This window comes from Mesorhizobium sp. M0060 (assembly GCF_040323155.1).
GTDB lineage: Bacteria > Pseudomonadota > Alphaproteobacteria > Rhizobiales > Rhizobiaceae > Mesorhizobium.
In genome coordinates this window covers 216,118-227,682 of sequence record NZ_JAMYUP010000006.1, presented here as the reverse complement: position 1 = coordinate 227,682, position 11,565 = coordinate 216,118, and the positions used below count along the sequence as shown (strand labels likewise).

Here is an 11,565-nt window from a genome sequence, read left to right as displayed (position 1 = left end):
TTTCTGCTCATCTTCTTCGATCACTTGGTGTCCACCTATTTCGGTGGACACCTTGTGCATCAGAGCACTCAACAGCAAAAGGTGCGGGGAAATTCGCGCTTACCATTATCACACGGCATTTTCAAGATAATCACTGGCTCATTATCCTAGTAATGCGAGCCAGGATGACCTCTCACCGCATTATTTTCCGCTTCCCTGCGCTACACTCCGCATGCTTCCGGCTCGCCTTAGCTTGTATGGCCTCCTGAGTCTCATGCATGAGGAGTTCGCTCCATTGTTTCCAGAGGGGACGCCTTCTGGACATGGTTTCGACGTGAGAGCACCTGTCGCAGTAAACCAGTTCTTCCTGCCGAGTTGACTGCAGCGAACTCGTTACTGTCTCTGTGACTATGATGGCGGACAGGAGACGGCACCCCGACCGAACTCGAGATCGACGCGCCCCCCCTTGCCGGCGACCGTTATGTCGGTTGGTTCGAGATCGACGTGGCGGAACGAACCTGGCAGCGGCTCACATTTCTCTGAGCTTGATAGGCATCGAGCATTTTTTCGACCCTACCCCTCTTGCCAAGACCCCCGTTTCCGAGTTAAAGAGCAATTGCTCTTTACGAGACGCTTCGGCCTACCTCTGCATTTCTCCACCGCTATTTTCTTTAGAAAGAAAATTAGAAAGAGAGAGATACGGACGGGCGAAGCTATAGGTGGGTTCCCTAGAGGAACCACCCTGGATCGAGTGGGGACTCTGGTTCATTAACTAGATAATCATTACCACTATAACTTGAAAACCATTATGCAAAAATCCTCGCGCTATTTTTTGGCCGGATTATATGCAAAATCATTGTAGTGATTATTTGAGCCATTTTCATTGTTTCAATATTTGTGATTATTACCGGGACATTATCTTTAATAATGCTCACCAGCATCGCTCTCGCGTCACCCTTCGTCGCTGCGCTCCTCGGGACGCTTCGCTCAGCTGGCTCGCTTGAGCTCTTTCCCCTGGCTCGGAGAGGGAGAGAGACGTCTCTCCCATTATTAAGATAATCATTATGTGGATTATCTCGCATGTAATTTCTACATAATCGCAGTACCCGGATGATGATAGCGACGTCACAGGGCTGTACCACACCAGGGTTCCATCCCCTGGTTCGAACTACCCCCCGGGGTGTGCCTCGTCACACCATCACACCCTCCCCCGTCTTCTTTCTGGTTCCAGGTTATCGGGTTCTTCTCCATGGTTCAGGCGCTTCGCGCCCTTCGGCATCTTGGATCAAAATGACATAAACCAATGGAGGCACGATCATGGCTACAGTTCTGGTGTTCGTTGTTTGCGTCGAGCCATCTTTTGGGCGAGACCGAAAACCCTACGACAAACCAACACCGCGGCAATCCTTGCTGCAGACATTGAGCCACACGCTAAAGGGTAGATAGTCCCTTCGACCGCCTCAAAATCGTGGCGATAGTCTAGCGCGGAGTGCTTTGCCACCACCGAAAGCGACTGGACTTGATCGGGTTAGTCCGGCCCGGTGCCGTCTATCGGCTGTGGATCGTGCACGGCTGGTGCCAGCTGAGCTAACGGGAAGTGTTCTCATCGCCGCATCTTGGCAGGCGGTTGATCCCCATGGCTCAAGAAGCAGCAGCTGTCAGCACCAGCTCTGAGCCAAGGGTTCAGTCATGGAGCACTGGCCACGAACTTCTCGCACATGTTGATGCCTCCAGCACTTTGCGGCTGGGTTCGAGAATGTCCGAGCGATCTAACGTATGTGCTGGGCCCATTTCATTTAGCCTGGCACGGCGCTTGAATTTCAATGAGAGACACTGCGGCTCGTACGCTGGGCTCATCGCCTCCCCCAATATCTGAGCAGCCTAATTCTTCGCGATCAGACTCCCAGCTACGTGTCAGCCTGTCATGCCTTCAGCGCACCATAGGAGCGATCCAAGCCCGAGATGCTGGGTCACCTATGTTCGCGCTCGATAAGATGGGTAGCAGTGAAGTTAGCTGGCCTCCTGGATCCGATACCCCGGATAGGTTTCCGCGGAGAGCCAAGGCGTTCAAACGTGTACCAAGCCAAAGTGATCCGGGAGTCAGAGAGCTGACATTCGCTTAGGTTCTGAGTCTTCACGAGATTCTACCTTACAGCCGTCCCAGGATGGCAGTTCAGCTCCCGGTTCCATCCATCGATCATTGACCTCGATTTCCCTTGGTCCATGGTCTCCATGGTTCGCTTGGTTCGTGCCTTCGAGGTTGAGGGAACGTCGGCCCAACCTGGTTAAGCTCCTGCCGACACTGTCGGTTGATTACCTTCAAATTTCCCGCCGAACTGTAACCCAGCCTGACTATCCGGTCGCCTAAACCCCTCCTAAAAACTATGGGATCCGCCCTGCCGTCTCTCGTACGGGGCCCAGGACGACTTTTTCCTAAACGATCAATTGGCAGAATAGCCAGTGGCCAGTTGCGTCCAAGTCGAGGGCTTTCTTCCACGCGCTCGAGAACGACACGATGCTTTCCACTGAAAGGCTGCGGGCTGATCCGTAGATGACATTCCATTGCTTTCTTTGGCTTGGGATCCCTCAAGCGCAGAGCAAAATCAGCAACAATCACCTGAATCGTCGGAGTCTACGCTATGAGAATCCTCGCACGTTCCCAATTCATTGAACCTGGTTCCATGGCCAGTTGGCCGCGGGTCACGTTGTGGTACTTCCTCTTCAGCAGGCAACCGCCCGAACGCTTGGTGGTCGACAACGAGGGTGTCGAGAGTTCCCAAAGCCCATCGGTCTGGCCACCCTTTGACCCGATGAATCGCCCAAGGAGTGGGCGATCGGCTCTCCGACTGGACAACGATGAAGCAAGCGCTCGACGAGTCCGATGCCGCATGAGGATCTCGATCCGAGACTACAGCCGCTCACGGAAGCGGACCAACACTCTGCGGCGCAAGCTTGCGCCACGTCACCCAACAGCAGGGAGTCAACGGATACGGTCAGGCTTCGTAACAATGCTCATCGGCAGGCACTGCATTGCCTCTTCTGCATCCGAAGAAGTGACCGCATCGGAGGGTGGAAAAGTTGAACTCTATCCAACTTTCTAAATGGTGTTGCGAACTTTTCCGACGAAGTCGGCGAAAGGGCGTCTAAAGGTAATGAGCATGCGTCCGAGTGGTGGCACGGGTACTTAGCCCCGATGATCGAAGGCATCTAACCGACCCTTGCGGTCATGCCATTGTAGGTTGGCAACGTACCTTGCAACCATGCCTCTACTCCCCGGCTAGGCGGCCTCTTACACTGAACGGGCTTTCGGTTCGCGTGAGGCTGGCACCCCAATTTGAGCAATGTGCAGCCCGGATGCGATCGGCTTGCCGTCGGCATCCCTTTGTGACGACGGCCTCCACGGCAGCCTTCGTTCGAACCTCACCTGCCTTTCTTCAAGACATCCATCATCGTCCCCTGCGGAGAAACAGGGGCCGCGTCCCAACCACGTGGCAACAGCAGAACCTTGGTGCCGCTGAACTATCCAATCCCAAAATTGAGAACCTCCATGCTGATCAATCTTGAGCACTTGACCGTCCGTAAGAATTCCGATGGGACCCTTCGATACTATTTCCGGCGCCGGGGCCGACCCTTGAAGCGCATCTATGGCGAGCCGTTGTCCGACCACTTCATGAATCAGTACCGCGCTTGCTTGGAGTGGGTGGCGCTAGACAACGCTTCAGAAGACAGCTGCAAATAGATCTACATTGGAACCGTCGGCACCAACTCCAAAACCATAGCTGGCGGACAGCACTAGCGTCACCAATTGCGTCGTTACCAAGCTGGCAGCTCTACCCGGCAACCGCGTCCCTCTTCCATTAAAGTCCGATGGAGCCCGCATAGATCTTCCACAGCGCTACGCGCCGCAGCGTGGGTTGGAAGCGAAGGCGGGCGGGGCCCCCTACCTCGCCCGCCTTCAAAAGTGAACACCTGAACTAGCCGCAGCAACGCGTCCGGTATGGTGGATTGGAAGTTGTAAATGTTGAGCCCCGCCGCGACATCGGCTGGAACCCTCTAAATGCTATTTTCGACTTCCCACCTCAAAAGGCGATAGGGCGTCTAAAGGGTAACGGCCAACCTCCGCCAACGGTAGTTAGGCGGCAGACGAGCGCGCCCAGCCAAATGTGAAAACAAGCACCGGAGCCGAACGCTCCTTGGCGTTCATCGCAGAGACGCCTTCCAATTAAACGATAATATATTCTGCGATTTTCCGATGATTATCTCTTAATAATATGAAAGTTAATCGCCCCAGAATCCCACAATATATTGTGGTACACGGACAGCACAAGGGTCTTGCCCCCTAAATATTTCACGAATAAAGTTTTCACAAGAAGGCCGACGGAGCTACCGGATAGAATAGTTCCGAGGCAAAGGGGACTTGATCCTAGCACTTATCAAAAGCTTTGCTCGCGCTTGAATGATTGCCGGTCCTCGAAAAGCACTATCTGGCGACCGGATCAAGGGCTCGCTGACGCCGTCATTGAGCGGATAGAGATGAAATGAAAGGGCGCCAAGAGTCATGAACTTTCCCAAGGTCTATACGCCGGCGATGCTCGCCGATCGGTGGGCATGTTCGGAGCGCCATGTCCGCAATATGATTGCGTCGGTCGAACTGCCTGCCTTTAGATTGGCCGGCAAGCTATTGCGCATCAGAGGGGAGGACGTGGAGAATTTCGAATGTCAGGATCAGATCAGTGGAGAGCCACCATGTTTCGACGAGAACTTGCCGCCCTCTGGTACTAAGGAACCAGCCGCCCACGTTCGACCCTTGGAACCAACGATCCGGAAGAGGCGGCCCCCTGCGCCCCGTCTCGATAGGCGGTGACCAGGCCTAGGTCCGCCGTCAAGAATCTCTGGCGTCCCCTGCATCAGGCAGGGACCGACGTGCCGCACCGAGCCAGGCGAGATGGATCGAGTGCTGAAGGCGAACGATCCGCTTAGCACACAGCAACGGCCCCACATAACTATAATCGCTAAATAATATATTATCCCGATTTTCAGACCATTATCTTAAATAATATTCTTGATAATCAAACTAACACCCCACACTATAACGTGGTTTTCGGAAGTATTAATGTCTTGCTCGCCAAATACTTCCTGTTTACGGTTCTTATTCGAAGCCACCGCCAAGCTGCGCACCAGCAACAGCGACCAAACCCTCCGGCAGCCACCGAGCTGCAACTCAGCAATCCACCTGCAGCGGAGGTCGTCAAAAACCTCCGCACCTGCGCCGACTATTGGATGAACGAAGATGACACGTTCCCTCGCCATCTCGCAGCGGCAAGCCCAGACTTTGATCCGGGCAGCCGAAGCAGAGAAAGCCATCGTTGAGGTCCAGGTCGGAAATACGACCTACCGCCTCATTCCCAAATGCCACGCCCCTAAGCCGGCCGTGACTCTTGACGAACCGAAAGATTTCCGTCTTTGAGCGAGCACATGCCCCGCAAGCTGCCTCCCTTCGTGACACGCGAACGAAGCCGCCACGGCACGCTCGTGTTTTATTTCAGGAAGGGCAAAGGCCCCCGGACTCGTCTGCCCCTGCTTGGCTCGCCTGAGTTCGAGATCGAATATCAGGCAGCCCTGGCCGGCTCACCACCACCCAGGAAGACCGTAGCCGGGGTCGGGAGCCTCAAATGGCTCATCGATCGCTACCGGGACGGCAGCGCCTACAGGGGCCTCTCCGAGGCCACCAAGAAGCAGCGTGACAATATCTTCAAGGGCATCGTCGAAAAAGCGGGTGATGCGCCCTACAAGGCCGTCACCCGCAAAAAGATCGTCGACGGCAGGGAAGACCGGGCGGCTACACCAGCTCAGGCCAGAAACTTCCTGGATGCCATACGTGGTCTGTTCCGCTGGGCACTGGAGGCCGAGCTCGTCTCTATCGATCCGACCGCCGGCGTAAAGAACCCGCTTCGACCCAAGGGTGAAGGCTTCGCAGCCTGGACGGAAGATGACGTGCTTGCCTATGAGGCGAAATGGCCGGCTGGAACCAAGGAGCGAGTATGGCTCCATGTGTTACTCTATACCGGGCTCCGCCGAGGCGATGCTGTCGTCATTGGCAAGCAGCATGTTCGCAATGGTATTGCCAGTCTACGGACTGAGAAGACCGGGACGGAAGTCCATATTCGGATCTTGCCGGACCTGGCCGAGACCCTTGCCACCGGACCCACCGGTGACCTGGCATTCATCGTCGGCGAGAACGGCAAGCCCCTCACCAAGGAGAGCTTCGGAAACATGTTCCGGGTCGCCTGCAATGAAGCAGGCGTCAAAAAGTCAGCTCATGGCGTGCGTAAAATTGGCGCTACCCGAGCGGCCGAGGCCGGCGCAACAATGCGAGAGCTCGAAGCTTTGTTCGGTTGGACCGGTGGAACTATGGCCTCGCTCTACACGAAAACGGCCGATCGCAAGCGCCTGGCAATGGCCGCTTCGGAAAAGATCGAGAACGCCCAACGCCCGCACCCCCCGGTTCAGGTGCGGGGGAGTGAGGAAATTTCGTAATGATTTCAACGGTTAAAAAATCATATGGTGCGGTCGAGAAGACTCGAACTTCCACGGGTTGCCCCACAGCGACCTCAACGCTGCGCGTCTACCAATTCCGCCACGACCGCACGTGGTAGGAGCCGGAACGAACCGGCCCGCGGCGTGTAGCAAATCGTTTCCGGTGAAACAAGTGCGCGGCCAGCAATAATCGGCCGGACATCGGCATAAGTCTTCAAAGAGCCGAACGCGCCCGGAACTGGACGTTTGTACCGATTGCCGCCATATGAGTGGCGAGACGAGATATCATGACAGAACGCAGCCAGATCGCCACGTCGTTCCTGCCCTCGCCCGGCTCGGCGCCGGTCGAATGGTGCATCGAGCCCGGGCTCACCGCCTATCCCGATGCGCTCGCCGTGATGGAGGCGCGCGCCGAGGCAATCCGCAGCGGCGCCGCCGGCGAGATGGTCTGGCTGGTCGAGCATCCGCCGCTCTACACCGCCGGCACCAGCGCCAGCATCGCGGACCTGATCGAGCCAGACCGCTTCCCGGTCTTTGCCGCCGGGCGCGGCGGCGAATACACCTATCACGGGCCGGGCCAGCGCGTCGCCTATGTGATGCTCGACCTGAAGCGGCGGCGCGAGGATGTCCGCGCCTTCGTCGCGGCACTCGAACAATGGATCATCGGCACGCTCGCCGTCTTCAACGTGCGCGGCGAACGCCGCGAGGACCGCGTCGGCGTCTGGGTGGTGCGGCCGGATCGCCCCACACTGCCCGACGGCTCAGCGGCCGAGGACAAGATCGCCGCCATCGGCATCAGGCTGAGGCGCTGGGTGAGCTTCCACGGCATCGCGATCAATGTCGAGCCGGACCTTAGCCATTTCAGCGGCATCGTGCCGTGCGGCGTCCAGGATCACGGCGTCACCAGCCTTGTCGATCTCGGCCTTCCGGTGACCATGGCCGACCTCGACTTGGCGCTGAAATCCGCTTTCGAGGACGTGTTCGGCCCCGCCGTGGTGTCGCCCGTCGAAGCCGCCCGCAGGGCCGGCTGAAACACTCGTCCAACAGCTGCGCCAAGGTTCGAAGGTGTCCCTCGATCATCAGCGTCGAGCCACATCTTTCAGCGATCCTCACATCGCGCCGATCCAGATCGCCATGGAAATGAGGAACGTGCTCATGCACACCAGCGAGACAACATCCTGAACAAGATCGGTCATAACTCTCTCCTGTTGTTAGTATGTTCGTATTTTGTTCTAATTTTGTTCGAATGTCAACGGCCGGAATCCGCGGATGACCGGAATTGCGCGCGGTCAATTCGGCAGGGTTAAGAAAGGGTTGAGAGGGAGATTGCCGATCCGTTCGCGCCGAGAGAGCGCACGGAAAACGGCGCGACAGCTTGCGCCAGTTCACAAGCCGGCATCACCTGAATATCGATATACCCTAAAGCGGCACGACCTTGCCGTCGGCCAGCGTCACGCGGCGGTCCATGCGCGAGGCAAGCTCGTGATTGTGGGTGGCGATCAGCGCCGCCAGGCCCGATTGCCGGACCAGCGCTGCCAGCGCCTCGAACACATAGGAAGCAGTCACCGGGTCGAGATTGCCGGTCGGCTCGTCGGCCAAAAGCACCAGCGGCGCATTGGCGACCGCACGGGCTATGGCGACGCGCTGCTGCTCGCCACCGGAGAGCTCGGAAGGGCGATGCTGCGCCCGCTTGCCGATCTGCATATAGTCGAGCAATTGCGCCGCCCGCTCGGCCGCCTCCTTGCGCGGCAACCCTTTTATCAGCTGCGGCATCATGATGTTTTCCAGCGCCGAGAATTCAGGCAGCAGATGATGGAACTGGTAGACGAAGCCGACGTCGTTGCGGCGGATCGCCGTACGCTCGTCGTCGGAAAGCCGGCCGCAGGCACGGCCCGCCAGGATCACGTCGCCGGCGTCCGGCCGTTCCAGTAGCCCGGCGGTGTGCAGCAGCGTCGACTTGCCGGTGCCTGACGGCGCCACCAGTGCCACCATCTCGCCGCGCTTCAGCGAAAAATCGGCGCCGTTCAGAATGGTCAGCTTGCGTGGCCCCTGGACATAGTGCCGCTCGACGCTCTTCAGCTCGATAATGGCCTCGGCCATCATTCATACCTCAGTGCTTCGACCGGATCGAGCCTGGCCGCGCGCCACGCCGGAAACAGCGTCGCCAGGAACGACAGCGCCAGCGCCATGAGAACGACGGAGATCGTTTCGCTGGCATCCATGCGGGCCGGCAGCTGGCTAAGGAAATAAAGCTCGGGATTGAACAACCGCTCGTTGGCCAGCCAGGAGAAGAACTGGCGGATGCGCTCGACATTGAGGCAGATCAAGATGCCGAGCAGCACGCCGGCGATGGTGCCCACAACGCCGATCGCAGCCCCTGTCATCAGGAAGATGCGCAGGATCGCGCTACGCGTGGCGCCCATGGTACGCAGGATGGCGATGTCGTGGCCCTTGTCCTTCACCAGCATGATCAGGCCCGAGATGATGTTGAGCGCCGCCACCAGCACGATCAGCGTCAGGATCATGAACATGACGTTGCGCTCGACCTGCAGCGCGTCGAAGAACGTCTTGTTGCGTTGCCGCCAATCGACAAGGCTGATCGGCCGCTGCGCCGCCTCTTCGACCTTCGGCTTCAGCGCGTCGATATCGTCGGGATTGTCGGCGTAGATCTCGATCGTCTGCGCCCGGCCGTCCATGTTGAAATAAAGCTGCGCTTCCGAAAACGGCATGTAGACGATGGAGCTGTCATATTCCGACATGCCGACCTCGAAGATCGCCGTAACCGGATAGCCTTTCATGCGCGGTGTCGTGCCAAGCGGCGTGATGTCGCCCTCGGGCGAGATCAGCGTGATCGTATCGCCGAGCACAAGGCCGAGATTCTCGGCCATGCGGCTGCCGATGGCGACGCCCTCGCCGGTATCGAAGCCGACAATCGAGCCTTCCTTGATGTTGTTGGCGACGATCGTGATCTTGCCGAGATCCTCGCCGCGTATGCCGCGCACCAGCGCGCCTGACCCGCCGCCGACATTGCCTTGCGCCAGCACCTGTCCATCGATCAGCGGAATGGCGTATTTGACGCCGGGCAGGCCGGTGATGCGGCCGGCGACCTGGGCGTAGTCCTCCAGCGGCATGTCGAGCGGCTGCACGATCAGATGGCCGTTGACGCCGAGAATGCGCGTCAGCAGCTCGGCGCGAAAGCCGTTCATGACGGCCATGACGACGATCAGCGTGGCGACGCCCAGCATGATGCCGAGGAAGGAGATCGAGGCGATGACCGAGATCACCGTCTCCTTGCGGCGCGAGCGCAGATAGCGCCACGCCACCATGCGCTCGAAGCCGGAAAAAGGTCCCGCGGCCGAAGGTTTGGCTGCTGCCGCTTCGCTCATACGGTGGCACCGAAACGCTTTTTCACATCGCCGATCGGCAGCGTCTCGCGCTCGCCGGTCCTGCGGTTCTTAATCTCGATCTCGCCGGCTGCCACACCCCGCGGCCCGACGATCACCTGCCAGGGAAGACCGATCAGGTCGGCGGTGGCGAACTTGCCGCCCGGCCGCTGGTCGGTGTCGTCGTAGAGCACCTCCTTGCCGGCGGCGGCAAAGGCGGCATGCAGCTCGCCGCAGACGCGGTCGCATTCGGCATCGCCCGCCTTCATGTTGATCAGGCCGATATCGAACGGCGCAACCGCTTGCGGCCAGATGATGCCGTTATCGTCATGGCTGGCTTCGATGATCGCCGCGACCAGCCGCGACGGGCCGATGCCGTAGGAACCTCCAGAGACAAAATGATCCTTGCCGTCCGGACCGGTCACCTTGGCGCCCATCGGCTTGGAATATTTGTCGCCGAAATGGAAGATATGGCCGACCTCGATGCCGCGCGCCGAGACCCGGTCGCTCGCGGGCACCTTCTCCCACGCCGCCTCGTCATGCATTTCGTCGGTGGCGGCATAGGGCGTCGTCCACTGCTCGACGATGCCGCCGATCTCGGCGTCGTTCGAAAAATCGGTGTTCGCGCCGGGCACTGCCAGCGAAAGATAATCGCGGTGGCAAAACACCTCGCTCTCGCCGGTGTCGGCCAGGATGATGAACTCATGGCTGAGGTCGCCGCCGATCGGCCCGGTGTCGGCGCGCATCGGGATCGCCTGCAGCCCCATGCGCGTAAACGTCCTGAGATAGGACACGAACATGCGGTTATAGGCGGACTTGGCGCCTTCATAATCGAGGTCGAAGGAATAGGCGTCCTTCATCAGGAACTCGCGCGAACGCATGACGCCGAAGCGCGGGCGCACCTCGTCGCGAAACTTCCACTGGATGTGATAGAGATTGAGCGGCAGATCCTTGTAGGACTTGACGTAGGAACGGAAGATCTCGGTGACCATCTCCTCGTTGGTCGGCCCGTAGAGCATATCGCGGTCTTGCCGGTCCTTGATGCGTAGCATCTCCTTGCCATAATCTTCATAGCGGCCGCTTTCGCGCCACAGCTCGGCCGATTGGATGGTCGGCATCAGGATTTCGAGCGCGCCGGCGCGGTTCTGCTCTTCGCGAATGATCCGGCAGACCTTGTCCAGCACCCGCTTGCCGAGCGGCAGCCAAGAAAAGCTGCCCTGCCCCTGCTGGCGGATCATGCCGGCGCGCAGCATCAGCCGATGCGAGACAATCTCGGCCTCGCGCGGATTTTCTTTGAGGATGGGCAGGAAATAGCGCGACAAACGCATGGACTGATCCGTGAGAGAGGATGGCGGCGCCGGAATCGGCGCGGCGCAGGCTTGCTTGCCCCGGCTTCATAGCCATTTCATGGCGGAATGGAAACCCGGCCCAGGCGCTGCACAGGCGCCACAATTGCCGCACACGGCTTGCTGGACGTTTCGCAAGCAACGCCTGCCGTACTATTGTGCAGTGCAGCACGAGATTGCCTGTTTCCGGGCAAAATTCTTCGTGACATTTTCACCCGCCTTAGGCTAGTGTGCCCCGATAACCGAGAGGGCGGAGAAAAATCTGCCCTCCTACGCGGTCAAAGTCTTGGGAGGATGCGATCTAGGCGCGGTAACTCGCT

6 protein-coding genes and 1 tRNA gene are annotated in these 11,565 nt (G+C 58.6%); 2 read left to right on the top strand and 5 right to left on the bottom strand.

The window, feature by feature from the left end; translation table 11 throughout:
• Nucleotides 1–5,028 precede the first annotated feature (5,028 nt).
• The gene (locus NKJ94_RS09395; protein ID WP_352524475.1) at nucleotides 5,029–5,343 is read right to left on the bottom strand and encodes a hypothetical protein; all 315 of its coding nucleotides are present in this window, start codon (nucleotides 5,341–5,343) and stop codon (nucleotides 5,029–5,031) included.
• Between the two features lie 111 nt (nucleotides 5,344–5,454).
• On the opposite strand from NKJ94_RS09395, the gene NKJ94_RS09390 reads away from it, so the two are divergent.
• Nucleotides 5,455–6,516: a tyrosine-type recombinase/integrase gene (locus NKJ94_RS09390; RefSeq protein ID WP_352524474.1), complete on the top strand. Its 1,062-nt coding sequence runs from the start codon at nucleotides 5,455–5,457 to the stop codon at nucleotides 6,514–6,516.
• 25 nt (nucleotides 6,517–6,541) lie between these two features.
• Here the strand turns inward: NKJ94_RS09390 and NKJ94_RS09385 are convergent.
• Nucleotides 6,542–6,626 (bottom strand) — tRNA-Leu (locus tag NKJ94_RS09385).
• 177 nt (nucleotides 6,627–6,803) lie between these two features.
• On the opposite strand from NKJ94_RS09385, the gene lipB reads away from it, so the two are divergent.
• A complete protein-coding gene (lipB, locus tag NKJ94_RS09380) occupies nucleotides 6,804–7,547 on the top strand; it encodes a lipoyl(octanoyl) transferase LipB (protein ID WP_352524473.1) in 744 nt (247 codons plus the stop codon).
• 388 nt (nucleotides 7,548–7,935) lie between these two features.
• Here the strand turns inward: lipB and NKJ94_RS09375 are convergent, their stop codons facing one another.
• From NKJ94_RS09375 to proS, 3 genes are read right to left on the bottom strand one after another with little or no spacing between them, the layout of a single operon-like run.
• The gene (locus NKJ94_RS09375) at nucleotides 7,936–8,619 is read right to left on the bottom strand and encodes an ABC transporter ATP-binding protein (protein WP_254818120.1); all 684 of its coding nucleotides are present in this window, start codon (nucleotides 8,617–8,619) and stop codon (nucleotides 7,936–7,938) included.
• Nucleotides 8,616–9,902: a lipoprotein-releasing ABC transporter permease subunit gene (locus tag NKJ94_RS09370; RefSeq protein WP_352524472.1), complete on the bottom strand. Its 1,287-nt coding sequence runs from the start codon at nucleotides 9,900–9,902 to the stop codon at nucleotides 8,616–8,618. Before NKJ94_RS09370 ends, NKJ94_RS09375 begins: the two co-directional genes overlap by 4 nt.
• Complete coding sequence (proS, locus tag NKJ94_RS09365) at nucleotides 9,899–11,227, bottom strand: proline--tRNA ligase (RefSeq protein WP_352524471.1); 1,329 nt, start codon at nucleotides 11,225–11,227, stop codon at nucleotides 9,899–9,901. The genes NKJ94_RS09370 and proS overlap by 4 nt, the downstream gene beginning before the upstream one ends.
• Nucleotides 11,228–11,565 lie beyond the last annotated feature (338 nt).